The sequence below is a fragment of the Archangium primigenium genome, assembly GCF_016904885.1.
GTDB lineage: Bacteria > Myxococcota > Myxococcia > Myxococcales > Myxococcaceae > Cystobacter > Cystobacter primigenius.
This window is the reverse complement of sequence record NZ_JADWYI010000001.1, coordinates 8,541,546-8,568,468: the sequence shown is the minus strand read 5'-3', so window position 1 is coordinate 8,568,468 and position 26,923 is coordinate 8,541,546. Positions and strand designations below refer to the sequence as shown.

Genomic DNA, 26,923 nt, shown 5'->3' with positions numbered 1-26,923 from the left:
GAGCGCCTAGCCCGCGAGCGCCAGGACGCGCCCGGAGGCATCGCCCTCCAGGCGCGCGGCGAGGTGGACGGGCGGCGGGCCGAGTCCCGGCGGCAGCCAGCCCGTCTCCACCGTCAGCCGCAGGCCGAGGGTGTCCCCCTCCACGTCGACCAGCTCGGGCCGCACGGCCACCTGACGCAGGGGCGCGCGCAGGCCCACCCCCCACACCTTGAGCACCGCTTCCTTCAGCGCCCACGCGGCGGTGAGGGGCTCCAGCCGTCCGGCGCACACCCCGGCATACCGCTCGTGCTCACCGGGGGCGAAGGCCTCCTCCAGGAAGGCCGGGCCCGCCTCCACGGGCTGTTCCAGGTCCACGCCCAGGGGCGCGCCGGGCGCGAGCGCCGCCACCGCGAGCCCGCCGGAGTGGGTCAGCGAGAGCGCGAGTCCCCGCTCGGGCCAGAAGAAGGGGCGTCCCTCGTCGGGGGTGCCCTCGCGCGCGCGCACCTCCGCTCGGGCGCCGGGCGCGAGCCGCGCGAGCGCCCGGTGCGCGGCGACGCGGCCCGCCACGAACTCCTGGCGCCGCTTGTCCGTGCGGCAGCGCGCGAGCGCCTCGCGCTCCCCGGGCCCGAGGGACGCGTCGTCCCGCGCGCCCACATCCGCCCAGCCGAGCACCACCTCCCGGCCTCCCGGGAGCCACAGCCGCTCAGCCCTCCACAAACCGGCGATCCCCCCGGCGCAGCCGCCGGAACCACAGGCCCGTGCCCCCGAGCAGCAGCGCGCCGTCCTCGCCGTGCACCTCGAAGTCGTAGAGCACGTCGTCGCCCTCGGCGCGCACCATGCGCGCGCGCACGTGGCCCGCCTCGCCGAGGCTCCGGGGCCGGCCCCGCTCCAGGTAGTCCACGCCCATGGGCACCGACACCAGGTTGTTGTGGTGGCCGTCCCAGTTGGCCGCCACCTGGAAGGCGGCGTCCAGCAGCAGGGGATCCAACTGGAAGTGGGGCCCGGACACGTGGGTGAAGATGTCGCGCTGCCGGGGCGCGCGGATGATGCCCTCCACCTCGGTGTCGCCCACGTACACCCACTCGGCGCGGCAGAAGAGGGGGCCCAGGTACAGGGGCTCCTTGGCCAGGTGGAAGATGGAGCGCGCGCGCGAGCCGGGCAGGGCCTCGGGCAGCTTGCCCTCGCTCAGCTCCAGGGGCCGGGGCGGCCCGAGCACGAACATGCCCTGCTGGTGGATGCGGCGCTGGGTCTGCTCGGAGCGTCCGCCGAGCGCCAGGTCACTGCTGGACTCGACGTAGAGCGTGACCTCGTCGCCCTCCTGCCGGATGACCTGGGCGGTGAGGGTGACGTGCACGGGCTTGCCCCGGGCGCGCGGGCCCACCGTGGAGGGGCCCTTGAAGAACTTGAGCGGCGTCTCGATGCGCAGGTTCTCCGCGCGCAAGACCTCCAGGTCCGGCCGGAAGAGCGCCGCCACCTCCGCCAGCATCTCGAAGCCGAAGGTGCCGGGCATGATGGGGATGGAGTCCAGCTGGTGCTGGAGCACGAAGGGGTCCGTGGACAGGTCGAACGTGCGGGTGGCGATGAGCCCCTTGCGGTCATGCTCCTGCACGCAGTCGAGCATCGGGTAGTCCGAGGGCACGAGCAAAAGGCCCCGGTCGTCGTACACGGTGCGCGCGTCCGGGCCGTCCGCGCTGGCGCCGAGGAAGGGCCACTCGCGGAAGAGCCGCTCCTCGAAGATGGCCACCTCGCGCTCGGTGTGGCCGAGCAGCAGCTCGTTGATGAACCAGTAGGAGCCCTCGGCCGGGCTGATGAAGGAGACGCCCGTGCCCTGCACCACCTCGCGGTTGCGCGCCGCGGCGCCCACGCTCTCCCACGCCGTCCAGTCGATGGTGACGCAGCGGGTGTGGGGCCGGGCCCGGTGCGCGTACGCCATGGCGCACTTGCTCATCAAGTCATTGGCGGCGCTGTAGTCCGCCTGGCCCTTGTTGCCGAAGCGCCCCGCGCCCGAGCCGAAGCACATCATCAGCTTGAGGTCATCGCGCCGCGTGGCCTCCAGGATGTTGATGAGGCCGAGCACCTTGACCTCCACGGTGGCGGCCACGATGCCGGGCGTCTTGTCCGGCAGGCTCTTGGAGGCCTCCACCATGGCGCCGTGCACCACGCCGTCGATGTGGCCGTGGTACTCGCGCACCCGGTCCACCATGGCGCGCACGTCCGCGGCGTTGCGCACGTCGCACAGCTCGTACTCGATGGGCAGGCCTTGCGCGTAGACTTCCTGGAGGTTGCGCCACAGCTCGCGCGCCCGGACGCACGCCTCGAAGGACTCGTTGAAGCGCACCATGGTGAGCGCCGGGTCCGCCTTCTTGCGCCGCCGCAGCTCCTCCTTGCGGAAGGTGTCGAACTCCTCGTCGTCCATGGACAGGTAGGGCTCGTCCCCGGTGGGCGCGGGGGTGCGCCCGGTGACGATCACCTTGGGGCCCAGGCGCGCCACGGACTTGGCCACCTCGAACACCGCGCCCCGGCCTCCGCCGGTGAAGAGCAGCACCCAGCTCGGGTCGAGCTGGCGCGGCTCCTGCTGATCCTCCGGCGGGAAGTCCGCGCGGCGCAGGCCCGACACGAAGCGGCGGCCCGCCATGTAGCCCACCTCGGTGCGGTCGCTGCCTTCCTCCAGCTCGCGCGCCACCGTCTCGGCCACCACCCAGTGCGAGGCGCGGGGCTCGAAGTCGATCGTCTTGGCGACCAGCTCCGGCAGCTCCTGCTTGAGCCCCTTGAGGAAGCCCGCCAGCGAGCCGCCCATCACGTTGCCGCCGTCGCCGAGGAAGCCGAAGTCCCCACCCATGCTGGTGACGGCCACGTAGCAGGCCGAGCGATCCGTCTGCTCGCTGAAGCGCGAGTACAGGGCGCGGCCCGTGCCATGCCAGCGCGCGGTGGTCTCCGCCATGCGGCGCGCGAAGCGGCTGCTGCCCAGGGTGAGGAAGTACTCGGCGGGGCCGAAGGCGCCCAGGTCGATGACGCCGTCGACGCCCCCGAGCTCGTCGCTGGCCTGGCGCACCCGGCGCTCCACCTCCAGCGGATCCACGATGCCCGTGAGCGGCACCGCGCTCACGCTCACGCCCTTGCCCAGCAAGAGGCGGCTGAAGGCCGCGACCAGGCCCGGCTCGTCGCCCACGAGCAAGAGCTTCTTGCCCGCCAGCCGGTAGCGCTTCTCCGCGGAGAGCGACAGGGGCACCAGGTCCACGCGCCAGCGCTGCGCGGTGAGGCCTCGGCTGGGCATGGGGTAGCGCGTGGTGGCGGGCGCGTCCGTGGGCTCCGGCTGGGTGCGCCGGTGGCTGTTGTCGTGATCCTCCAGGAGCAGGTGGTAGTTGGTGCCGCCGATGCCGAAGGAGCTCACCCCGGCGTAGCGGCGGCCCCCGCGCGGCGTGGGCCAGGGCCGGCTCTCCATGGAGAGGGCGATGGGCAGCTTGTCGAAGGGGATTTCCGCCTTGGGGAACTCGCCGCCATTCATGGGCGGCAGGATGGCCTCGCTCACCGCGTAGGCCGTCTTGATGAGCGCGAGGATGCCGCTGGCGGACGAGGTATGGCCGATCTGTGACTTGAGCGTGCCCATGGGCACCGGGTTGTCGCGGCCCCGGCTCTGGAAGGCCTCGCCGTAGGCGGCCGCCTCGGTGGCGTCGCCCATGCGCGTGCCCGTGCCGTGCGCCTCGAGCAGGCCCACCTGGTCCGGGTGGACCTTGGCGTCCTCCAGCGCGCGCTCCACCGCGCGGGCCTGGCCGCGGGGGTTGGGCGTGAAGAGGGTGGTGCCGCGCCCGTCGCTGGAGAAGCCGATGCCGGAGATGACGGCGATGATGCGATCCTTGCGCGCCTCCGCGTCCTCCAGCCGCTTGATGACCACGGCGCCCGCGCCCTCGGCGGGCACGAAGCCGTCCGCGCGGTCATCGAAGGGGAAGGTGCCCCGGGGCGAGAGGATGCCGAGCACGGCGAGCGCGGCGGCGTACTCGGGCACGAGGTTGAAGGCCACGCCGCCGGCCACCACCACGTCCACGTCCCGGTTGGCCAGGGCGAGCATGCCGGCGTGGACGGCCGCCGGGGAGCTGGCGCACGCGGCGTCCGTGGCCATGACGCCGCCGCTGAAGTCGTGCAGCGCGGCCAGCCGCGACGCGCACGCCAGGCCCGAGTAGTACTGGGTGGCGTTCTCGTCCAGCGGGGGCACCGTGGCGAGCACCCGCTGGCGGACCGCGTCGAGCAGGGGGGCGCTGTTCGTGTCCTCGAGCCCCTGGGCGCGCAGGGCCTCCGTCGCCAGCTTCAGGTAGCGCTCGAGCACGAAGCGCACCTCCACCTCGAACTCCTTGGCGCGCACGGGCAGCTGCCCCACCACCACCTGCACGCGCCGGCCATCCCAGTGCCCGGGCTCGTGGCCCGCCTGGGTGAGGGCCTCCTCGGCGGCCTTGACGAACAGGGGCACGGCGGGGTCCAGGGCCGCGGCCTGGGCCGGGGGCAGCTTGAGCCAGCGCGTGTCGGTGGGGGGAATCTCCACGGTGCCCGCCAGGCGCGGCACCACGTCCTGGTTCTTGAGCAGCGCGCCCAGGGTGCGCGTCACGTCGAAGCGCGAGGCGGGCAGGTCGCCGATGGCGTCCGCCTTGGACAGCGTGTTGTTCCAGAGCGCGGGGGCGTCCGGCGCGCCCGGCGCGAGCGCGCCCATGCCCACGATGGCGAACTTCTGCGTGGGCGGGCGCATGGGGCGGATCTCCGACCAGGCCTCGCGCGTGGGGGCGGGCCCGAGCAGCGCGTGCCACGCCATGTTGTTCCACCCGAGCGAGCTGACGCCCACGCAGGCGCGCGCGGGCAGCTTCTCCGGCCGGGTGAGGAACTGCAGCTTGCCGTCCTCCGCGTGGCGCGGCGCCGTCAGCCCCACCACGGGCGCGCAGACGCCCGCGTGCAGGCTCAGGGCCGCGCGCATCACCGACACGAGCCCGCTGGCCCCCTGCTGGAAGCCCACCTGGGGCGCCGCGGTGGACACCGTCAGGGGCTCGCTCCGGGTCGCGCAGAAGGCCGCCTTGAGGCCGAGCAGCTCCTGGTCCTCCAGGCCCCGCACGCCGCACGCCTGCAGCTCCAGGTGCCGCACCTGGTCCGGCTCCACCCCGCCCAGCTCCATGCAGGCGCGCGCCGCCCGGTCCACCAGCCGCGACATGCGCGACAGGCCCGTGCGCGGATTCATGTCCGAGCCCACCCCATGGAGCACCGCGTAGATGCGCTGCTTGTCCGCGAGCGCGTCATCCAACCGGCAGAGCACGAGCGCCACGGCGCCCTCGCCCGGGAGCGTGCCGGCGGCGCGGCCGTCCAGGGCGTACAGCTCCTCGGAGGCGAGCCAGCCGCGCGCCGACAGCAGGCCGAACGCCGAGGGGCTGAGCAGCGGGGACACCGCGCCCACCACCGCCACGTCACACTGCCCGAGCTGCAGCGAGAGCGAGGCCATGCGCAGCGCCGCCATGGACGAGCCCGTGCCCGCGTCCACCGCGAAGTGCCCGCCGCGCGTGTCCAGCAGCGAGGACAGGCGGTTGGCCACCATGGTGGCCGTCATGGGCACCGTCTCGGTGACGATGGGCGGGGCGTGCTGGTCCACGTAGCGCGCCACGGCCTCCAGCAGCCGGGCCCCGTCCGGGCGGCCCTGGAAGAGCGTCGCCAGGTGCTCGCTGAACTCGGGCGTACGCAGGCGCAGCGCCTGGTCGATCTTCACGTCCACGCCCAGGCCCGTGGAGCCCAGGTAGATGGCGCAGCGCGCCCCCGGGCTCTTGTCCGGGCCGTAGCCGGCGTCCTGCGTGGCCTGCACGAGCGTGAGGTGCAGCAGCCGCTCCATGCGGTGCATCTTCTCCACGTGGGTGGGCGGCAGGCGGAAGAGCTTCCAGTCCTTGCCCTCCTCGGGAACGAAGCCCCCCAAGAGCGCGTGGCGCACGCCGAGCCCGGCGTTCCAGTCCCCGGGGGCGGCCGTGAGCGCCCGCATGCCCTCCAGGGACTGGTTCATGAAGCGCGCGGGGCTGTCGGCGCCGGGCAGGCGGCAGCCGAGTCCGATGATGGCCAGGGGGATGTTCGTGGAGGGAGTCATCGTGGGGAGAGGCTCTTGACGAAGGACTGCCAGGTGACGCGGGGCGGGGCGTACGCGGCCTCGTCCAGGGGAAGGGACGCGAGGCCCAGGCCGCGCAGCTCCAATACGGGGATGCCGTCCTGCCCCAGGAGTTGCGCGTCGAACGAGGCCAGACCGTTGCCCGCGCCACACAACCGCGCGTCACACAGCAGCCGCTCGTCCCGCCGGGGCATGCGGTACCAGGTGGCCTCCGAGAGCGCCATCTCCCGGCCGCCTTCCCCCGCGAAGGCGTACCAGAGCCACTTGGCCAGGTGCAGCGCGCCCTCCAGCGCCGCGGGGGCCACCTGGATGCGGCTGGCGGGCAGCGCCCGGGTGAGCGCGCGCGGCTGGACGATGCCGCCCTGGATGCGCCCCAGCTCGTACAGCCGCGCCCAGGCGACCACCTGGAGCGACTCGGGGGCGCGCTCGCCCTGGCCTCCCGCCGAGGCGTACAGCTGCCGGCCATTCTGCGGCGGGTCCGCCCGGGGCGTCGTCTGCGCGTGCTGGGGCCAGGGCGCGGGCCCGTAGGCCTGCTTGAACTGGAGCGTGGCGCGGCAGACGGGGATGGGCTCCTCGCCGCCGTCCTCGGGGCCGCCCCCGGCGCTCACCAGCTCCATGGAGAGGAAGACGGACACCTCCCCCTCCACCTCGCGGCGGGCCCGGCCCACCAGCCGCGCCGCGGGCGCGCTCGCCGCGGCGCGCAGGAACCAGTGCACGTCCCGCATCCCCACGAGCACCCGGTCCGGGTAGACGAGCGCGCCCACCTCGGCGAGGAACTCCAACTCCAGGGACGCGGACAGGGGGCGCCCCTCCGCGTCCAGCTCGGTGGGCAGGCGCACCTCGCGTTTGGCGACCGCGCCCTCGCCCCGGAAGACCTCGGAGATTTCCTCCAGCAGCGGGTATTGCGAGGTGTCGGGTTGCACGTCCTAGCGCTCCTTGCGGAGCTGCCGCACGAGCTCACCCAGGGTGCGCACCTGGCCCATGTCCGGCGAGGCGGTGCCCAGCCGCGAGGCCACCGCCTGGCCCAGGCGCAAGAGCTCCTCCTCGTGGGCGCCCACCTGCCGCAGGTCCATGGCCAGCAGCGCGTCACGCACCGAGCGCGGCGCGGACGGCTCCGCGCGGCGCGGGGCCTCCTGGGGCGCGGGGGCGAGGGGGGCGGGGGCCGGCGCGGGCATCGCCGCCGCGGCGGGGCTCGGGGCGCCATTGCCCCGGGCCATGCGCGCGCGCTCGACGATGTGGTCGATGGCCTTGCGCAGGGTGTTGAACTCGCGCAGCGAGCGGTTGGGATCGCACGTGGCGCCGAAGGCCTCGCGGGTGCGCGCGAAGATGTCCACCTGCTTCACGGTGTCGATGCCGAGGTCGGCCTCCAGGTCGAGGTCCAGCTCCAGCATGTCCTCCGGGTAGCCCGTCTTGGCCACCACGTTGAGCAGCATCAGGTCGCGCACCTGCTCGAAGAGGTTGATCGACAGCGCGAGGCCCTGGGCCACCGCCGGGAAGGAGCCGGAGGTGAGGGGCGCGGTGGGGAACACCTGCGTGGGCGCGGGGGCGGGGGCGGGCGCCGCGGGCCGGGCCGCGACGGGCGCCGGGGCGGGGGCCGGAGCGGGCGCCGGAGCGGGGGCGGAGGCGCCCTGGGTGGCGAGCACCCGCTCGACGATGTGCTCGATCACCTTGCGCAGGGTGTTGAACTCGCGCAGCGAACGGTTGGGGTCGCGCTGCACGCCGAAGGCCTCGCGGGTGCGCGCGAAGATGTCCACCTGCTTCACGGTGTCGATGCCGAGGTCGGCCTCCAGGTCGAGGTCCGGCTCCAGCATGTCCTCCGGGTAGCCCGTCTTGGCCACCACGGTGCCCATGAGCACGCGGCGCACCTCGGCCTCCAGCGTGATGGACTTCTGCACGGTGGTGACGGGCTGGGCGTGCACCGGCGCGGGCGCGGGCGCGGGGGCCGGCGCGGGTGCGGGCACGGCGGCCTGCCGGGGCGCTTCCCCGCTGGCGGCCAGGCCCGTGCGCAGCTGCTCCACCAGGGCGACGATGGACTCGAGCGTGCGCAGGTTCTCGGCCCGGGCGCCCGAGGCGTCCACGCCGAACTCCCGGCCCAGCACGAGGGCGATCTTCATGGCGGTGGCCGGCTCGAGCACGCCCTCCAAAGGCATGCCGAGCAGCACCTGCTCGACGCTGGCGGCGCCTGCCGAGCCGTCCGCGGAGAGCTGACCCACGCCATTGACGAAGGTGTATCCGACCATGCGTTTGAACTGTTCCATGTCACCTACCTTGGGATGAATCGACGCGACGGCACCATGGGTCCGGCCCTTGAGTGTCTCGCGGGTGAATTGGGTGAGGGACCACTTGGGTCCCGCTTCGATGAAGAGGCGCGCGCCCCGGCGGTGGGCCTCGCCGAGCGCCTGGCGCAGCCGCACCGGCTCGACGAGCTGCCGGCCGAGGAAGGACGGGAAGTCCTGGGGGGGCCGGGTGCCGTAGTCCTCGCCGTCGATGGTGGACACGATGCTCGTGTCCGGCGCGCGGAACGTCACGCTCCTGAGCACGCCCTCGTAGACGGGCCGGGCGTCCGCGATGAGCGCGGAGTGGTAGCCGTGGGACACCGCGAGCACCGTGGCGTCGATGGAGCGCGCGGCGCAGCGCTCCTGCAGCCGCACCAGGGACGCGCGGTCCACGGACACGATGCAGGCGCGCGGCCCGTTGTCGGCCGCCAGCGTGGCGTAGCCGGGCAGGCCGTCGATGAGCTCGGGCACCTGGTCCGAGGAGCAGGTGAGCGCCAGCATCTGCCCGGACTTGCCCGGAGGCAGCGCGAGCACGGCGCGGGTGCGCCCGAGGATGGCGCGCAGGCCGTCCTCCAGGGACAGGCTGCCCGAGGCCACCAGCGCCGCGAGCTCGCCCGCGCTCTGGCCCACGAGCACGTCGGCGCGGATGCCGTGCGCGCGCAGCAGGCGGAAGAGCGCCACGTTGACCAGGAGCACCGCCGCGTGGATGTCCTCGTCGTTCTGCTGGTAGCCCTTCACGTTCTCGGTGAAGAAGCTGCTGGTGAGCGTGCGGCCGGTGAGCGGCTGGTAGACGCGGTCCGCCTCCGCGAGCGTGGCGGCCACCACCGGGTAGGCGCGCGCGAGCGGCCGCAGCATGTTGGCGTACTGGCCGCCCTGGCCCGGGAAGGTGATGGCCACCGGCGCGCCCCGCAGGGGCGAGTCCGGGCCCGCGGCGAACACGCCGGACTGGCCGAGGAAGTCCAGGTCCCCGCCCGTCTCCAGCGCCTTGCGCAGGAAGTCGCGCTTCTTGCGCAGCTCCTCGCGGGTGCGCGCCGTGACGGCCACGCGGTAGGGCCCCTCGGGCGTCTGGCGGGTGTCTTCCAGCGCGTCCGTGCGCTCGCACTCGGCGTCCAGCCGCGCCAGACAGGCCCGGGCATCCGCCCCCGCCACGGCGATGAGCCGGGGCTCGGCCTCGGCGGGGTCCTTCTCCGGGCGCTCCGGGCGCTCGGGGGGCGTCGGGAGCGAGGGGGGCGCGGCGGGCGCCCGGTACTCCTCCAGGACGGTGTGGAAGTTGGCGCCGCCCACGCCGAAGGAGTTCACGCCGGCGCGCCGGGGGCCTCCGTCCGCGGGCGCGGGCCACTCGCGCGTGGCCGTCACCACCTCCACGCCCGCGGGCACCTTGGGGTTGCGCGGCTCGCTCTTGATGGAGGGCGGCAGGCGGTGCGTGTGGAGCGCGCGCACGGCCTTGATCATCCCCGCCACGCCCGCGGCCGCGTTGAGGTGGCCGATGTTGCTCTTCACCGAGCCGATGAGCACGGGGCTGGCGCGGCCCTCGCCGTAGACGGTGTGGATGGACCTGGTCTCCACCACGTCGCCGAGCGCGGTGCCCGTGCCGTGGCACTCCACGTACTCCACGCTCGCGGCGGGCACGTTCGCGCTGCTCAGGGCGCGGCGCATGGCGAGCGACTCGCCCATCTCGCTGGGCGGCAGCACCGAGCGGCCCTTGCCGTCGCTGCTGCCCGCCACGGCGCGCACGACGGCGTGGATGCGGTCCCCGTCGCGCTCGGCGTCCGACAGCCGCTTGAGCACGAGGATGCCCGCGCCCTCGCCCGGCACGAAGCCGTCCGCCTCCGCGGAGAAGGGCGTGCTGCCCCGGGCGGACAGCGCGTTGAAGCGGCAGCCGGCGACGTAGAACTCGGGCGACATGTCGCACCACACGCCGCCGGTGAGCACCACGTCCGCCTGGCGGTGCTGCAGGAGCTTCCACGCGGCGTGCAGCGCGGACAGGGAGCTGGCGCACGCGGCGTCCGTCACCATGTGCGGGCCGTGGAAGTCATGCAGCGCGGCGATGCGGCCGGCGTTCAAGCACCCCAGGTAGCCGGTGAGGGTGTCCTCGGTGATGGGCGGCAGGCCTTCCTTGTAGCGCGCCTCGGCGGTGCGCAGGAGCGGCCCCGTCACCGACTCGGGCAGGCCGCTCTTGTCCAGCGTGTCGCGCAGCTCGTGGGCGAACTCGGCCCAGCGCACGCGCGTGTCCAGGAGGAACTTCATGCCCTGGTTGGGCAGGAAGCCCAGCGCGATGGCCACCCGATCCCGGTCCCACTTGTCTGGCGCGTAGCGCGCGTCCTTGAGCGCCTGCTCCGCGCTCAGGAGCGTCACCACGTGGGAGGGGTCCAACGACGCCCAGGCCGCGGGCGGAATGCGCATCTCCAGCGTGGGCTCGGGCACCTTCTCCAGCCAGCAGCCCAGCTTGGTGTACGAGCGCTCCGGCCGGTCCGGGTGCACGTAGCGCTCGAGCTTCCAGCGCTCGGCCGGCACCTCGCGCGTGGCGTCGTGGCCCTTGAGCAGCCGCGTCCAGAGCGCCTCCACGTCCGGCGCGTCCGGGAAGATGCCGCCCATGCCGACGATGGCCAGGGGCTCGCTCGCGCGGCGACGCGGGGTGCTCGGGCGCGAGGGGCTGGGCCGCCAGGCCTCCAGCACCGCGTGGTAGTTGTTGCCGCCGAAGCTGAAGGCGCTCACGGCCGCGAAGGGCGTGGGCCCGGGCCGGAAGGGCTGGGCCTTGCGCGGCACGAAGAAGGGCGTGCGATCCAACTCCAGGCGCGAGTTGAGCCGCTCCACGCCCGGCTGGGGCGGAATCTGCCCGTGGTGCAGGGAGAGCACCGCCTTGAGCAGGCCCGCCGAGCCCGCGCCCGCGCGCAGGTGGCCGATGTTCGCCTTCACCGAGCCGATGGCGATGGCGCCTCCGGGCGCCGCCCCGTACACGCTCGCCAGGGCCTGCACCTCGCTGGCGTCACCCACCTGGGTGCCGGTGGCGTGGCACTCCACGTATTGCACGTGCGTGGGGTCCACCCCGGCGTCATCCAGCGCGCGGCGCATGGCCAGCGCCTGGCCCTCGCGCCGGGGCGACACGAGCGACTTGCCCCGCCCGTCCGACGAGCCGCCCACGCCCCGGAGCACCGCGTAGATGGTCTCCCCGTCGCGCTGGGCGTCCTCCAGGCGCTTGAGGGCGAAGAGCGCCACGCCCTCACCCAGCAGCGTGCCGTCCGCCTCCTCGGCGAAGGGCCGCACGTGCCCGCGCGCGGACATGCCGCCGAGCTTGGAGAAGGAGATGAACTCCAGCGGGGAGAGCAGCTCGCTCACGCCGCCGGCCACCGCCAGGTCGAACTCCCCGTCGCGCAGGCCCCGCACCGCCAGGTCCACCGCCGCCAGGGACGAGGCATAGCCCGCGTCCACGGTGTAGTGCGCGCCCTTGAGGTCGAAGTGCATGTTGATGCGCCCGACGGCCACGCTCGCCGAGGAGCCGAGCACGTTGTCGTCGCTGCACTCCTTGAGGCGCGCGCGCACGCGCTGGGCCGTGGTGTCCAGCACCTCGCGCTGGCGGGCCTGCGGCAGGGCGTTGAACGCGTCCGTGGCGCGCACCGCGTCCAGCATGTCCTCGAGCCGGATGTGCATGCCGCTGTCGCGCTGGTTGCCCAGGCTCGTGGCGCCCAGGATGATGCCCGTGGTGTCCCGGGGCAGCACGCGCACCTCGGAGAGCGCCTGGATGCCCGCGTCGAGCATCATCCACTGCATGGGGTTGACCTTCTGGGCGTCCGCGGGCGGCACCTTGTGCTTGCGCCAGTCGAAGACGAAGTCGTTCACGAAGCCGCCCACTTCCGCGTAGCTCCGGTCCGGCATGGCCCGGTCCGGGTGGAAGTAGAGGCTGTGGTCCCAGGCGCGGGGGGGCACGGCGGTGAGTGACAGGCGTCCCGCGCAGATGCTGGTCCAGAAGTCTGGGACGCGGAGTGCGTTGGGGAGGACGCAACCCAGTCCCACCACGGCGATGGCATCCATAGGGGCTCTCTCTCCAGCCAGGCCCCACGACAGCAGGAGGAATGGAGCCCTCGGTCAGGAGGCGCGAGCCTAGCATGGCCCTCGCGGCCCGCTGCACGGATGACTCCGGGTCCGCCGCCCGCCCCCCGAGGGAGCGCGGGGGGACGGGTCTTTCTCACCGGCTGTGAAGCCCGGGCGCGGGGCCTCCGCACGTCCCAGGCCGCTTGCTCGGCCTCCTGACTGGAAGGCGGGCCCATTCCCACGGAATCCGGGGCGGACCTACCTTGTGCCTTGGGGGAGAAACGCCATGCACTACACGGTGGAGATTCCGAAGCGGGACTGGTTCGGTTATTTCGAGCTCTTGAGCGAGCGAGCGGTGAGTCACACCGTCCGCATGCGCCTGGAGTCCAGCGACGTCGGCGACCAGTTCCTCAACCGCCCGCTGCCCCTGGTGGGCATCGACGTGGAGACGAAGGGGCCGAGCGCCGGCAGTGTCGAGGTGACGGTGGGCGACATGCGCCAGGAGTTCATGCACCACATCGATGACCCCGCCAGCATCTTCCTGATGATGGACGATGACGGGAACATCGACTGCTTCTGCTTCGTGTCCGAGGACAACACGAAGACGCTGCTCTTCTTCGAGGGTGAGGAGAAGATTCCAGCCTGGTACCACTCCGACGCGGCCCGGGCCGAGGAGCACACGTCCGGACTGTGACCTCTGGCGCCACCGCGCGGCGGCCTCCCACGGAGGGGCGGGCCGCGCGCGGCGGGGTGCGTCACGGGGTGCTGGCGGGCGGGTCGATGGCCGCCTGGACGGTGACGAAGTTGCTGCCCTGCACCTGCCACAGCTCCATGGGCGCGGGGGCGTCGCCGTTGGCGTCGAAGTCCAGCTTGCCGCTGGCGCCGTCCACGTTGACCGTGCGGCCCGCGGCGAGGTCCGCCGAGAGCGCGGTGAAGTTGGTGCTGGTGAGCTGCAGGGAGGTCTGGCCGTTGGAGACCTTGGTGAGCGCCTCGGCCATCTTGGGCCCCGTCACCGCGCCGGTGGTGTTCAACGAATAGGACGCGCCGAGGGTCAACAGGTACATGGCGTCATAGGCGTTGGACGTGTAGGCGTAGCCGCTGGGGTCCGTCTTGAAGCGGCTGTTGAAGGCGTCGCGGAAGGCGGCGAAGGCCTGGCCGGTGCCCTGGGCGGGCGCGGTGCCGTAGAAGTTCTGGGCCTGGGCGGCCGCCGTGCTGTTGGCCAGCAGGCTCAGGTCCTTCACGCTGTCGGTGAAGAACCAGCGGTGCCCCGAGCCGGTGCGCAGGTTGGGCTGGGTGGACGACTCCACCAGGATGTTGGTGACGTCGTCCGTGAAGCCCACCACCACGGTGAGGTCCGGGTCATACGTGTTGAGATCCTGCACCGCGTCGCGCACGTTGCCGCGCCGGGGGTAGGGGATGCTGCGGTTTTCCCGCACGCCGGCGAGCCGCGTGGCCACGACGTCCTTGAGGCCCTGGCCGTACGTCTCGTTCACGTAGAGGATGGCCACCTTCTTCGGGTTGCCGAAGCGCGTGTCCGTGGTGCTGCTGAGCAACTGGCCGATGACGGCGCCCTGGATGGCGTCCGAGGGCGAGGTGCGCCACACGAGCCCCACCGGGCCCCCATTGGTGTCCGGCAGCGCGGACAGCTCGGGCGAGGAGGCGCTGTAGCTCATGAGCAGCACGTTGGAGGGGATGGTCACCGACTGGGCCACCGTATAGGTCTGGCTGCTGCCGGCCGTCAGCACCGCGGCGACCTGCTTCTCCTTCACCAGCCAGTCCGCCTGGATGCGCGCGCGCTCGGCGTCGCCGCCGGTGTCGCACAGGTACAGGGCGAACTGCTTGCCGTTGATGCCCCGCGCGTTGACCTGCTCCATCGCCAGCAGGGCGGCGTTGAAGGCCTGCTCGTCCGACTCGTCCTTGGGCGCGTTGGCCTCCGTGCCGGAGTGGATGGGGAAGAGCCCACCCAGCGGGATGTCCCCCGCCTCGGCGCGGCCGTAGATGCGGCCACACCCGGTGGGCAGGGGCAGGCACACGCCCTGGCTGCAGACCTTGTCCGCGCCGCACTCGGCGCTCGTCTCGCACTCCTCGAGTCCCGCCGCCGTGGTGAAGCTACAGCCGGTGGCCAGGACGGCCGACATCACTCCCATCAGCAACCGCGTGCGCATCAAAACCTCACCTCCATGCCGAGCCCCGAGCCCGCGGGCGCGGAAATCAAGCGCGCCTGCCCGGGCGGCGGCACGACGTCCTTGGGGTAGAGCAGCACCGCCGCCACGGCCCCCACCAGGCCCACGCCGAAGCCGATGTCCGCCAGGAGCGCGTTGCTCCGGGTGGTGTCCCGCGCCGCCACCTTGCCCTCCAGCGTGGTGGCGCCGTCGAAGTCCGCCCGCGCCGCGCGCGCCTTGAGCCCGAACACGGTGCCCACGGCCACGCCCGCCACCGCCACGCCGCCCAGCGTGAAGGCCGTCACCTGCATGCGCCGGCGCGCGGACAGCGACTCCTCGTAGGCCGCGGTGAGCCGCTGCTGGTTGGCCTCCTCGGCCACCCGCGCCGCCTCGCGCTCCTCCTGGGCGCGGCGCTGGGCCCCTTCCGCCTCCTGCTGCAGGCGCTTGCGCTCGTTCTCCACCTCGGTCGCCGCGGCCGCCTCGCGCTCCTGCTGCAGCCGCAGCCGGTCCACCGACGAGCGCGCGCGCTTGCGCAGCTGCGCGTCATCGCCCTCCGTCATGTACTGCTCGTAGTACGAGATGGCCTCGCCCACGTTGCCCGCCTGGTCGTACGCGCGCGCCATGTTGTAGATGAGCCGCGAGTCGGGGGCGAGCTCGTTGGCCCGGGCGAGCGCCTCGGCCGCCTCCAGGTACTTCTTCTGCTCGAAGAGCTTCTCGGCCTGCTTGATGAGTTCCTTTGGATTGCGCGAGGCGCCGGCACGCTGGGCGTGGGCCGGTCCGGGAATCATCAACAGGGCCGCCAACAGGACGGGGACCATTCTCATGGCCCGAGAGTCTACTCCAAAACATCGGGGCCGCTCCCTTCCGTGTGGGGAAGAGGGGCGGCCCCGGAGGACTGTCGCGGTGCGTGCGGGTCTCAGCTCTCCAGGCGCGAGATGAGCAGCTTGCGCTGGAGCATCAGGGCCTCGGGGGCCTTGGTCCCGAGCGACTCGAAGAAGGTCTCCTGGCTCTTGAGCTCGGCGCGCCACTCATCGGTGCGGATGGAGGTGACGTCGGCGAGCGCCTCGCGCGACAGGTCCAGGCCCTGGGTGTTGAGGCCCTGGTCGGCGCGGGGCACCCAGCCGAGCAGCGTCTCCTCGGTGGGCACGCGGCCGTGCACCCGGTTCACGATCCACTCCAGCACGCGCATGTTCTCCCCGAAGCCCGGCCAGATGAACTTGCCGTTCTTGTCCTGGCGGAACCAGTTGACCTGGAAGATCTTCGGCGGGTGGGAGATGGCCTTCTGCATGTCCAGCCAGTGCTGGAGGTAGTCACCCATGTGGTAGCCGCAGAAGGGCAGCATGGCCATGGGGTCGCGCCGCACCACGCCCACCTTGCCGGTGGCCGCGGCCGTGGTCTCGCTGCCCATGGTGGCGCCCAGGAACACGCCGTGGGTCCAGTTGAAGGCCTGGAGCACGAGCGGCACCGTGGTGGAGCGCCGCCCGCCGAAGATGATGGCGGAGATGGGCACGCCCATGGGGTCGTTCGCCTTGGCGCTCAACACGGGGTTGTTGGCCATGGGCGCGGTGAAGCGGCTGTTGGGGTGCGCGGCCTTCTCCGGGCTGCCCTTCTTCCAGGGCCGGCCCTGCCAGTCGGTGAGCTCCTCGGGCACCTCGCCGTCCATGCCCTCCCACCACACGTCGCCGTCCGGCGTCAGGGCCACGTTGGTGAAGAGCGTGTCGCGCGACACGGTGGCCATGGCGTTGGGGTTGCTCTTGTGGTTGGTGCCCGGGGCCACGCCGAAGTAGCCCGCCTCGGGGTTGATGGCCCACAGCCGGCCGTCCGGACCCACGCGCATCCACGCGATGTCGTCCCCGATCGTCTCCACCTTCCAGCCCGCGTACTCCTTGGGCGGAATCATCATGGCGAAGTTCGTCTTGCCGCACGCGGAGGGGAACGCCGCCGCCACGTACGTCGTCTCGCCCTTGGGGCTCGTCACCCCGAGGATGAGCATGTGCTCGGCGAGCCAGCCCTCGTCCTGCCCCAGGTAGCTGCCGATGCGCAGCGCCAGGCACTTCTTGCCCAGCAGCACGTTGCCGCCATAGCCGCTGCCGAAGCTCCAGATGGTGTTGTCCTGGGGGAAGTGGCAGATGTAGCGGCGGTCCGGGTTCAGGTCCCCCGTGCTGTGCAGGCCGCGGTTGAAGTCGCCCGAGTCCCCGAGCATCTCCAGCGCCGCGCGCCCCATGCGCGTCATGATGCGCATGTTGAGCGCCACGTAGATGCTGTCCGTCAGCTCCACGCCCACCTTGGCGAAGGGGCTGCCCGGCGGGCCCATGATGTAGGGCACCACGTACATCGTGCGGCCCTGCATGCTGCCGGAGAACAGGTGGGTGAGCTTGGTGTACGCCGCCTCGGGCTCCATCCAGTTGTTGGTGGGCCCGGCGTCCTCCTTGTTCGTCGTGCAGATGAAGGTGAGGTGCTCCACCCGCGCCACGTCATTGGGGTTGGAGCGGTGCAGGTAGCAGCCCGGCCGCTTCTCCGGGTTGAGCGGGATGAGGATGCCCTCCGCCACCGCCTGCGCCGTCAGGCGCTCCTTCTCTTCCTGCGAACCGTCACACCACACGATCCGGTCCGGCTGCGTGAGCCGGGCCATCTTCGAGACCCAGGCCATCAACTCCGGGTTCTTCGTGGGAGCGTTGTCCTGGATCCCTTGGTTCTGGAGCGAGGCCATGTCCATCTCCTTGTAAAAGGTTCGGCTACCTTTCTGGCTTCGCTTTGTAAAAGCAATGGCGCACGGCGTCGTTCCGCCCTCGGACGCTGGCCACTTTGTGCAATTTTACTAATTGAATCGTGTCTATCCGGAAGTGGACGTTGGTGGCCCCATCAAAAGTCGAGGAAGGGCACGCCGCCGCCCACTCGGAGTCGGTGGAGGAACACGCCCAGGCCGGCCGAGCCCGTGGCGTAGTCGGCCGACACGCGCAGGAGGCCCTCGCCCGGGGACACCCAGCCCGTGGGTCGGTCGATGGCGTAGAGCAGCGCGCGCTCGCCGAAGCGCAGGGCCTCCTCGCGCGCCTCGGCCTCGCCGGTGTGCTGGTGCAGGTCCACGAAGAAGTGGCCCAGGCCCGCCATGCCGTAGAAGTGCGAGGGGAAGACGGTGTACTGGCCGCGCAAGTCCCGCGCGATGCGCCGGGCGGCCTCGAGGTAGCGCGGCTCGCCCGTCACCGCGTGGAAGCGCAGCGCGAGCGCGCCCAGGCCCGCGCCCCCCATGGCCCAGTAGGGGTAGAGGACCTGCTCGCCCTCCGAGCGCTGGAAGCACAGCGCGCCGTCGCGCTCCTGTCCCCGGCCCAGGTCATGGTCGAGCAGGGCCCGTGCCCGCTCGAGCCAGCCGGGCTCGCCGGTGGCCTCGGAGAGCCGCAAGAGGAAGTAGCCGATGCCCGCGCTCCCGTGGGCCAGGCCGCAGTAGACGTCGCCCCGGTTGCGGTAGTGCGGTCCCGCGGGGCCCTGCTCCAGCATCGCGTCGATGCGCACGGCGGCCTCCCGGGCCGCGTGCAGGTAGCGGGCGTCCCCCAGCCGCTGGTGGAAGAAGAGCTGGGCGAGTCCCCAGCCCGCGTCGCCGTAGAACAGGTCCGCGCCCTGGCCGAGCAGCGGAGACGCCGCGCCCGTGGCCAGCAGCCGCTCGGCCGCCTCGTGCTGGCCCAGTTCCAACAGGCTCCAGGCGATGCCCGCCAGGCCCACGTACAGCCCCGGAGGGTAGTGCGCATGGTCCGCGCGCGCCGCCTCGTCCCGGAGCGCCGTGAGGAATCGCTCGGGCACCGCGCCGCGCAGACGATGGAGCGCCAGGGCGATGCCCGCCGCCCCGTAAGCCACGCCCAGCCGGTTGGTCACGCAGCGCCGGTAGTCGGTGGGCAGGCCGAGCGGGTCCGCTTCATGCGCGATCTCCTCCTCGAGGTAGCGCGCCGCGCCGTCGATGCGCGCGCCGAGCGTCGCCGCGTCCAGCCGGGGCGGGGGGCGCGAGGGCGCGGGGGGCACGGTCCGCTCCGCCTCGTCGAGCAGGGCCTCGAAGCGGACGGGCTCCTCGGCGGCCAGGGCGAGCTGGACGAACACCTCGGGGATGCCGCGCTCCCGGGCGAAGTGCGCGAGCAGGGGCTCCCGACGCTCGGGGGCGAGCGCGAAGAACGGGGCCACCGGGTGGAAGAGCTCCCCCAGGACCCGGCCCAGGGCGCGCAGGTCCTGCTCGCGCGTGGGCGCGTCGCGGTTGCGCGGGTCGTGCGGGTCCAGGCCGAAGCCGGGCGTGGCCAGGGGAATGAGCGGGCTGGCGACGTCCGCGTGCTCGCAGTACGCGGACTCGAAGTCGATGAGCGTCACCCGGCCGCTCTCCGGGTCGAAGAGGATGTTCTGGGGCGCGAGGTCCCGGATGACCACGCCCCGGGCGTGGATGGCCCGCACGTGGGCCGCGAGCTGACGGGCCAGGTGCGTGAAGGTCCGCGCGAAGGTCCTCAACTGGTCGGCCGTGGGACGGCCCTCCAGCACGAGCCCGAGGGCATTGCGCGCCAGCAGCCGGGGCAGGCTCATGCCCGGGGCGCGCTCCATGACGAGGAAGTGGTGTTCCCACTCCTGGAACGCGTCCAGCACCCGGGGCGCCGCGTCCGTGCCCTCCAGGCGCCGCAGGACGCGGCGCTCGTTCTCCAGGCAGGCCACGGCGTCATGGGGCTGATGCCGGCCCCGGTTGACGTGGGGCCGCGCTTCCTTGACCACCACCTCCCGCCCCGTCTGGAGGTCCTGGCAGAGGTAGACGCCGCCCTTGCTCGACGTGCCCAGGACGGAGAGGGGTTGGTAGCGGTGGTGGAGCGCGTCGTCCTCGTCCTCCGCGCCGGGCGCCTCGGGGAACGGATCGCTCACCCCGTCGGGCAGGGTGAAGTAGGGCAGGCGGGGATCCTCCACGCGTCGGCCATCGGGGCCGAGCGGGCACGTCTCGGGCTCGCCCTGGAGGTTGACCTCGTGGGGCGCGTGGAAGGTGCCGTGGCGGTAGAAGAGCACCTTGCTGTCCCGGTACGGCCGGTCCGAGAGGATGTAGGGGCCCACGAAGCCCCGGGTCACTGGCTCCAGGCGCTCGAGCAGCCGCCGGAACTGGTCCAGGTCCTGGGGGTAGACGGTGATGAACTTCCCGCAGCCGCCGCCGGAGCTCAGGCTGGAGTTGCCCAGGTCGAGCATGGCCGCGTCGACCAGGAGCTTGAAGGCGACCCCCTCGGCGAGCAGCACCGGCACCACGGCGGTCACCAGGGCCTGGGCCTGCTCGGGCACGGAGGACAGGTGGAGCTTGAAGCCGGAGACGGGCGTGCGGTTGTCCGGGGGCAGCACGTGGTACCAGATGCCGCGCGGGGCCGCCCGCCAGCCCTCGGGCAGCAGGGGCGCGAGCAGCTCCGCGAAGCCCGGCTGCCGGGAGCGGTAGGTATCCAACCCCTCGTAGCGCTCCGGATGCAGCAGGGTGAAGAGATAGAGGTCCCGGTGCGCCCTGCGCTCAATGCCTTCCATGCGTGTTTCCCCCCGTCGAATAAAACGGAGGGCCACGGGGCCCGGGGGTGTGCCCGGTGTCCGTGACCCTCCCGGTGACAGCTGCGCGGCTCCGCTAGGCCAGACAGGCCAGCAGGCTGAGACCCGAGCGTGGCCAGGCCTCCTGCTGCGTGACGTTCGAAGCGAGCTGCTGCAACGCGAGTACCTTGCGTTTCATGACCGACCCCCTTGCCACTGAGGTGAGGAGAGCGAGAGCCCATCTCCCGCTCGTTCACCTCGTGGCTCAAGGTGTTGGCCAGGGGCGCCCGCGCCAAGTCCGGGTCCCGGTGGGGCCAAGGACTCGTCTGGCGGTGCGCCCCTCCTCGCGGGGTGGCCCGCTCAGCCGCAGGTGTACGACCAGCGGCAGTTGTTCGACAGGCACTCGTTGTTCGCCGAGCAGATGGCGCCCCGGGCCTTCTTGTTCTGGCAGGCGCCCAGGTTGAGGCCCCAGCCGCAGTACTGCTGGGCGCCGCAGTCGTTGTCGCCATCGCAGATGCAGGTGCCGGTGACCTTGCCGCAGTCGGACGAGGTGCACTTGGCGCTCACGCACTCCTCGTTGAAGCGGCACACCTCGCCGAGCACCTTGGAGTTGGGGGCGTACGCCTTGCCGCACACCTGGGGGTACTGGGCCTCCCGGGTGGCCTTGGGCACGTACGCCGCCACGCCGCCGGTGTCGATGTCCGCCGCCGCGTCCACCATGCCCGCGCGCGTGGACTGCGCGCGCTCCCACATGCGCAGGAAGACCTCGGACGAGCCCTCCAGGCCCGTGGTGTTGGCGCCCAGCTGCTTGAGATCCCGCAGCAGGTCGGGCAGCAGGCCCACGTGCGCGAGCCCGTACGTGTCGAAGTCGGTGCCCAGCCGCGGCGGGCCGGACACGCGCTGCTGGGCGGCCTGGGCATCCGCCTCGGCCTTGAAGCCCGCCGAGCACGCGCCGTAGGAGCCGAAGCGCGGCCGCGTCTGCTGGATGAAGCCGTTGAGGTCCGCGCCGAAGGCCATGGGCACCTTGAGCCCCTGGCGGCCGAACTCGTACGCCTGGGCGAAGGAGCGCGTGGAGCCCTGGCAGGAGTTGGCGATGGGCGTGCGCGTGTAGTCGCGCGTCTCGTCATGCGCGGTGCGCAGGCCGAAGATGCCGCCGGACTGGCGCAGGTAGCGCACGATGTGGGCGGGCGTGGACTTCTCGGCGTCCGCGACGTCCGGGTTCATCACCTCGCGGAAGTGGCCGTGGGAGATGTAGACCGGGTAGTAGGTGTTGGAGCGCGTCAGGGCGACCGTGTCCTCGACGGCGCGCTCGGACATGTGCGCCATGTCGATGAGCATCCCCTTGGCCATGAGCTCCTGCACCAGCGCCTTGCCGTCGGGGGTGAGGCCCTTGACGTTGCGGCAGTTGGCGTCCACGTCGAAGCCGAGCGTGAAGCCCGCGCCCGTGGCGCCGCAGTCGTAGTCGATGTGGCAGTTCTCCAGGAACTGGGCGGCCTGGAAGATGATGTTGTGCAGCGCCGCGCCGCCGAAGCGGTTGTCCAGCTGGTGCACGGGCTGGAGCGAGCGCACGCCCAGGGCGTGGAAGCGGTTGAGCTCCGAGCGCCAGTCCTTGGTGCCGAACAGCTTGCTCACCTCGATGGAGAGCACCATCGCGAGCTTGCCCGAGGCGATGATCTGCCGGGCATGCGCGGGCGACAGGGCGATCTCCGCCCAGGACGTGCGCGCGTCGAAGTCCTTGGCCATTTGAATCTGCACCTCGACGTCGGCCATCTCGTCGCAGGGGCGCTTGAGGTTCTGGTAGGGCAGGGCGCTGCACAGGAAGCCGTTGCTCACCAGGGACACCGTCACGAGCGACAGGCCGCCCAGGTGCGCCTGGCGCAGGGAGCCCTCGAAGGCCTGCTGGTGGGCGATGGTGTCCCAGCGCGGCCACTGGGTCTGGACCTGCTTGCGGCCCAGGTGCAGGCCGGTGTCACCCTCGGTGCCCTCGATCTTCCCGATGAACTCCGAGGCCACCGCGCCGCCCACGCCGAACAGGGAGCTGAGGATGGGCACGCCGCCCAGGTTCACCGCGCCCGAGTTGGGGCACAGGTTGAGCATGTTGCTCAGGTCCATGCGCACCCGGGCATGGCTGCTCTCGGGCATGCCGCCATCGCAGCTCGTCAACTCACCCGTGTGGCTGCCATGAAACCACCCGCCGCCAAACGCCGCCTCGGCGAACATGTGGTGGTGCAACTCGGCGAAGCCCGCCACCGCCGCCTTCTGCTCCACCGCGGCCGGGGCCACGGGCTGCGCGTCGGGCACGCTCTCGTCCACCGGCTGGCAGCCGGGCGCGAGGGACAGCAGGGACATTAAAGACAACGGAACCAACGGGTTTCGGGTCATGCGCGGCAGCTCCTGTGGGGCAGAGGGCCGCATCCCAACCCGTGTGAAAAATGAAAATCAAGGCAGGGCGGGACAAATGGGATGTCCCGCCCCCGGTGTTGCCTCGCCAGCAACGCGGGGCGCGCTCCGGGTGTGCCTGCTTCAGGCGTGGTGCGCCACCGCGGCCTTCACCCAGCGCAGGATGCTCGCCTCGTGGAGGTCCGCGTCGCCGCGCACCTTGAGGTGGCGCATGGTCTTCCCGGTGCCCTCGAGCCGTCCTTCCGGATCGTCGAGCTTCTCCGGGGGGGCCATGATGTTGAGGCCGGCGTAGGTCGACGCGGCGTAGAGCGAACAGAACCCGCCCTTCAGCTCGTAGTAGGGCATGCCCCACTTCATGGACTCGCGGGCTCCGGGAGCGGCCTTCTTCACCAGGGCCCGCAGGGCCTCGAGGTGCTCGCGCCGCTCCGGGGGCTGCTGCGCGAAGAAGTCGTCCGCCGGGGCGCCGAGGTCCGCGCGGCGCGAGGAGGGGCGGGCAGGGGTCTTCTTCTTGGCCGCGACCTTCGCCGGGGTCTTCACGGGCGTCTTGCTCGCGGCGCTCTTCGTCGCAGCGAGTTTCTTCGCGGGCGTCTTCTTCGCGGGCGTCTTCTTCGTGGACGTCTTCTTCGCCATCGCCTTGCGTGCTGCCATCCGATCCTCCCAAGCCCCAGCGCGCCCGGGGCAGGCGGGGATGCTACCTCCCCGTGAAGGTGTCAGACCACCGAGAGGGGCAGCGTTTCCCCGACCAGATCAGACCCATGGCCGTGGCCCGAGAGCGTCGTCGCGCATGGATGGAGATGGAAACCCAGGCACCACATGGAAACCCTGTCTTCAAGCCGTAAAACTTGATTTAACGTTAAATCCGTGTCACTGTCCATCCTGCCCTGTCCACTGAGTGGTGGACAGGCGCAGCTCCGGCGGCCTCGCACCGCTGGTGGGGGAGGACAGCTCACGTGAAAGCGATTCGGACGTTGACGCCCTGGGCGGCGGTGCTGGCACTGCTCAGCCAGACACCCAGCATGGCACAGCAATTCAGCTACTCGGCCGCGCACATCACCAGCTGGGATGGCTGTGAATGCAGCTCCAGCTCGCTGAGCTTCACGGACGACCAGATGAACGGTTTCGACGCCGCGCTGGCCTCGCGTGGGCACATCCGGATGCATCGGTTCGCCAACACGGATGTCTGGGCGAGCGACTACACCGAGGATTCGTTCGGCGGGTTCGACCACATCTCCAGTGACGACTCGGACCTCATCGCCTACTCGGGCCATGGTGCCGCGCCGAAGTACTCGTCGGGGCAGACGTACAAGGCGCCCGTCTGCAGGTCGGGCAGCACCAGCTCCTGCTGGTTCGACTCGCAGAACATCCGGTTCGGCGAGCGCTCGGGCAGTCATGCCACTCCCTTTGTCGGCGAAACGCGCTGGTCGCTGTGGTTCACCTGCTACAGCGTGGACGAGCGTCCGGATCAGCAGTGGGGCGCCGCGCTGCTGCAGGGGCATGAGTACGTGATGGGCTACCGCGACACCTCCCTGGACTTCTACACCACGGACGAAGTGCCCTCGGACTGGGTGGACCGGGCCATTGGCGGCGCGGACTCGTTCAAGTCGGCGTGGTTCTGGGCGGTGGAGGACTGGTGGGCCAACGACACGGGCGGCCTGGTGACCGCCGGCCCGGACTCGAACAGCACCCTGTACCGCCTGGACCACCTGAACAAGACCTGGGCCCGTCGGGATGCCTCCGACTACGGCCTGTGGATCGCCTGGTCATATCACCAGGGATGAGCCCCACCCCCCGCGATCCAGGAGAGAAGACCATGAGAAAGAACATCGTCGTGGGCCTGGTGCTCGTCGGCCTGACCGGGATGGGCTGCGCCGACAAGGGCGAGCCGTCCGTCTCCCCCGCCTCCACCTCCGCCCAGACCCTGGCCACCTCCGTGGCGGAGACGCCGGACCAGGACACCCTCGCGACCCAGGCCTACGCGCGGGTGCAGCGGGAGTTCGTGGCGGGCCGCTCGGCCAGCCTGCGCTACCCCATCTACACGCTGCGGCCCGTGGGTGACGCCACCGAGCAGGTGCGGGAACGGGCCCGCGTCCTGGGCCTGGACACCCAGACCCTGAAGAAGACCGAGCAGGACGTCTCGGTGACCGGCAACGGCTGGGAGCTGCGCATGGACGCGCGCAGCGGCGCCGAGATGTTCCTGGACAAGACGCGCTTCCACGCGAGCCCCGGCGTCGCGGCCCTGCCGCTCAAGGAGTCCGATTACATCGCCCTCGCCCGGGCCCACGTGCGGCGGAAGCTGCCCGAGGCCGCCGCGCACGACCTGCGGCCCTACCGCGTCCGCCGGTACATGAACGACATGACCGACCCGAAGGGCAACCGCGTGGGCGCCACCGTGTACCAGGTGGCGGTGGCCTTCCACGAGCAGCTGGCGGGGCTGCCCGTCATCGGGGCGGGCGGCAAGGTGGCGGTGCACCTGACGCCGGCCGGTGAGGTCATCTCCCACGAGGCGACGGTGCGCGACACGGCGCAGCGCTTCGCGGAGGTGTCTGGCCAGCAACTGCTCGCGCCGGACGACGCCCGTCGGCGAGCGGAGGATCAGCTGACGGCCCAGGGCGTGAACCTGGCCGACTACGTGCTGACCCGGGCGGAGCTGGGCTACTACCGGCTGGGGCGTCACGGCCTGCAGTCGGTGCTGGCGCCCCACTACGCGTACTTCTACGAGCCCGCCTCGACCCGGGTGGTGGGCAAGAAGCGCCTGGCGGTCATCCCGGCCGTCACCGACCCGGCCGTGCTCGAGCGGCTGCGACAGGACGAGCGCGAGGACGCCACGCGCAAGGCGGACTTCCGGTCGCGCGTGGCACCGCCCGACAGCAAGTAGGCGGACGGGCATTCGGGGGGGCGGAGCACCGGGGGGCCGTCTCCCGGTTCTCCCCCACGGGAGACATGGCACATGCGAGAGCCCTGGCGAGCACGAACGTGGGGAGGGGTCCTGGCGGGCGCGGCGGCGCTCCTGACGGCCTGCCCATCCCCGGGGGCGCGCGAGCGCTACGAGCTGGAAGTGCTGGGCAGCCGCGCGGCGCTCGAGCGGTACACGGTGGAGGTGGAGGGCTTGAGGGACGAGGGTCTCCTCGCGTCGGAGGACCCCTCGTTGCGGCGGTGGTCGACGGAGGCGGAGACGGGCGTGCTCGTCCGGGCGCCGTGGGTGATTCGGAGCCGCGACGGCGAGCGGGTGGTGGACGAATTGGCCCTGGAGCCCTTCGTGTGCCGCCACCCTCCGGCCCGCTACGCGCGGATGCGCGAGGAGGGCTGGCGCTTCGTCGAGCGCCATCAGATCCAACTCACGGCGGAGGGCCGGCTGCGGCGCGATGCGGACCTGGACCGGCCCTTGTCGTACGCGTGTGAGGCCTCGCCCCCCTCGGCCCGGGACAGTCGCGAGGGCTGGAGCACGCCGCTGGGCACGCTGGGCGCCTGCACCGAGCCGGAGCGTGCCGCCACCCAGGTGGTTCTCGAGACCGGGGACGAGCGCCGGGCGGCCCACCTGTGCCACGCCACGTACCTGCCCGCGCATGGCGGCGCGGTGTCTCTCGGCTTCGCGTTCACGGTGCCCGGCGACGAGGTGCCGCTGACGGTGGCGCTCTGGCACTGCATGGATCCCCTCACGGCCACCTACCCGCTGGCGCTCGAGGTGGGCCAGGGCTTTCCGCGCGAGGACTGCCCCCGGCGGCCGGGCGCCTCGGGGCTCGTGGGCGGAGCGCCCCGCGCCGCCCCCGTCCTGCGCGGCACGTGGCGCATCTCACGGCTCGACTTCACGGACGGCGGACGCCTGGTGGGCGAGGTGGACGCGGTGTTCGCCGTGCCCGGGGGCAACGGTGAAATGCGCTTGCGCGGCCCCGTGGATCTGCCCTTGCTGCGCATCCCCTTGTCAGGAGGACATAGACCATGAAGGGACCGAGCCGGGTGTGGATGGGGCTGACCGCGGTGTTGGCCTGTTCGGGATGCGCGCAGGAGGGCTACGAGGTGCGGCTGGAGGTCACCGGGCCTCCCGCGGCCTTCTCGGGACGGACGCTCGAGGTCCAGGGCATCACCGCCCCCGCCGCCCGCGTGCGCACGGGACACACCAGCCTGTGGACCACGGAGGTGGTGCTCTGTACCCGGAACCGTGAGGCCTTCCTCTCCCAGCCCCTGCGCGTGCGGGTCCTGGAGGGCGAGCAGGTGCGTGAGGACCGGCAGGTGCGGCGCACGGCGTGCCGGTCGAGCGGGGAGCGCGCCGGAGAGCGCGAGCACGACATCCTCTACCTGGGGGAGGATGGAATGCTCGTGACGGACTTCGGCGAGGACTCCCGGACGGAGGCGGTCTGCTATCCCCCCGACGCGCCCATCCCGTGTCCCAAGCCCGACTTCTAATTCACGGCTCGGGTGAATCCGTCGGAGCGCGACGGGCAACCTCTCGGTGG

15 protein-coding genes are annotated in these 26,923 nt (G+C 72.0%); 5 read left to right on the top strand and 10 right to left on the bottom strand.

Annotation, left to right across the window (positions count from 1 at the left end):
* Nucleotides 1–6: 6 nt before the first annotated feature.
* The 4 genes from I3V78_RS35180 to I3V78_RS35165 are packed head-to-tail and all read right to left on the bottom strand — an operon-like array spanning nt 7 to nt 12,402.
* Nucleotides 7–696, bottom strand: a complete 690-nt coding sequence (locus I3V78_RS35180) for a 4'-phosphopantetheinyl transferase family protein (RefSeq protein WP_204494797.1) — start codon at nt 694–696, stop codon at nt 7–9.
* A complete protein-coding gene (locus tag I3V78_RS35175; protein WP_204494794.1) occupies nt 683–6,079 on the bottom strand; it encodes an SDR family NAD(P)-dependent oxidoreductase in 5,397 nt (1,798 codons plus the stop codon). The genes I3V78_RS35180 and I3V78_RS35175 overlap by 14 nt, the downstream gene beginning before the upstream one ends.
* Nucleotides 6,076–7,020 carry a hotdog family protein gene (locus I3V78_RS35170; RefSeq protein ID WP_204494793.1) on the bottom strand — a complete coding sequence of 315 codons (945 nt, stop codon included), beginning with the start codon at nt 7,018–7,020 and terminating at the stop codon, nt 6,076–6,078. Before I3V78_RS35170 ends, I3V78_RS35175 begins: the two co-directional genes overlap by 4 nt.
* 3 nt (nt 7,021–7,023) lie before the next feature.
* Nucleotides 7,024–12,402 (bottom strand): type I polyketide synthase, encoded by a 5,379-nt coding sequence (locus I3V78_RS35165; RefSeq protein ID WP_204494791.1) that lies wholly within the window; start codon nt 12,400–12,402, stop codon nt 7,024–7,026.
* A gap of 286 nt (nt 12,403–12,688) precedes the next feature.
* Here I3V78_RS35165 and I3V78_RS35160 point away from each other — a divergent pair, with 286 nt between their 5' ends.
* Entirely contained in the window at nt 12,689–13,096 is a 408-nt protein-coding gene (locus tag I3V78_RS35160; protein ID WP_204494789.1) for a DUF5335 family protein, read from the top strand.
* 61 nt (nt 13,097–13,157) lie between these two features.
* Here the strand turns inward: I3V78_RS35160 and I3V78_RS35155 are convergent, their stop codons facing one another.
* The 6 genes from I3V78_RS35155 to I3V78_RS35130 form a co-directional block, all read right to left on the bottom strand.
* Nucleotides 13,158–14,567, bottom strand: coding sequence for an ABC transporter substrate-binding protein (locus I3V78_RS35155; RefSeq protein WP_204494787.1), 1,410 nt, complete (start codon nt 14,565–14,567; stop codon nt 13,158–13,160).
* Entirely contained in the window at nt 14,567–15,388 is an 822-nt protein-coding gene (locus tag I3V78_RS35150; RefSeq protein ID WP_204494784.1) for a hypothetical protein, read from the bottom strand. Before I3V78_RS35150 ends, I3V78_RS35155 begins: the two co-directional genes overlap by 1 nt.
* A 92-nt stretch (nt 15,389–15,480) precedes the next feature.
* Complete coding sequence (locus I3V78_RS35145) at nt 15,481–17,274, bottom strand: phosphoenolpyruvate carboxykinase (GTP) (RefSeq protein ID WP_204494782.1); 1,794 nt, start codon at nt 17,272–17,274, stop codon at nt 15,481–15,483.
* A 152-nt stretch (nt 17,275–17,426) separates the two neighbouring features.
* Nucleotides 17,427–20,075 carry a class III lanthionine synthetase LanKC gene (lanKC, locus tag I3V78_RS35140; RefSeq protein WP_204494780.1) on the bottom strand — a complete coding sequence of 883 codons (2,649 nt, stop codon included), beginning with the start codon at nt 20,073–20,075 and terminating at the stop codon, nt 17,427–17,429.
* A gap of 357 nt (nt 20,076–20,432) precedes the next feature.
* On the bottom strand, nt 20,433–22,421 hold the full coding sequence (locus I3V78_RS35135) for a membrane dipeptidase (RefSeq protein WP_239576883.1): 1,989 nt from the start codon (nt 22,419–22,421) through the stop codon (nt 20,433–20,435).
* Nucleotides 22,422–22,595: 174 nt separating this feature from the next.
* Nucleotides 22,596–23,120 carry a DUF1801 domain-containing protein gene (locus I3V78_RS35130; RefSeq protein WP_204494775.1) on the bottom strand — a complete coding sequence of 175 codons (525 nt, stop codon included), beginning with the start codon at nt 23,118–23,120 and terminating at the stop codon, nt 22,596–22,598.
* 302 nt (nt 23,121–23,422) lie between these two features.
* Here I3V78_RS35130 and I3V78_RS35125 point away from each other — a divergent pair, with 302 nt between their 5' ends.
* From I3V78_RS35125 to I3V78_RS35110, 4 genes are all read left to right on the top strand, one after another.
* Nucleotides 23,423–24,250: a DUF6345 domain-containing protein gene (locus tag I3V78_RS35125; RefSeq protein WP_204494773.1), complete on the top strand. Its 828-nt coding sequence runs from the start codon at nt 23,423–23,425 to the stop codon at nt 24,248–24,250.
* A gap of 32 nt (nt 24,251–24,282) precedes the next feature.
* Nucleotides 24,283–25,347 (top strand): hypothetical protein, encoded by a 1,065-nt coding sequence (locus I3V78_RS35120; RefSeq protein WP_204494771.1) that lies wholly within the window; start codon nt 24,283–24,285, stop codon nt 25,345–25,347.
* Nucleotides 25,348–25,419: 72 nt separating this feature from the next.
* Complete coding sequence (locus I3V78_RS35115) at nt 25,420–26,412, top strand: hypothetical protein (RefSeq protein WP_204494769.1); 993 nt, start codon at nt 25,420–25,422, stop codon at nt 26,410–26,412.
* The gene (locus tag I3V78_RS35110) at nt 26,409–26,873 is read left to right on the top strand and encodes a hypothetical protein (protein WP_204494767.1); all 465 of its coding nucleotides are present in this window, start codon (nt 26,409–26,411) and stop codon (nt 26,871–26,873) included. Before I3V78_RS35115 ends, I3V78_RS35110 begins: the two co-directional genes overlap by 4 nt.
* The last annotated feature ends 50 nt before the right edge of the window (nt 26,874–26,923 follow it).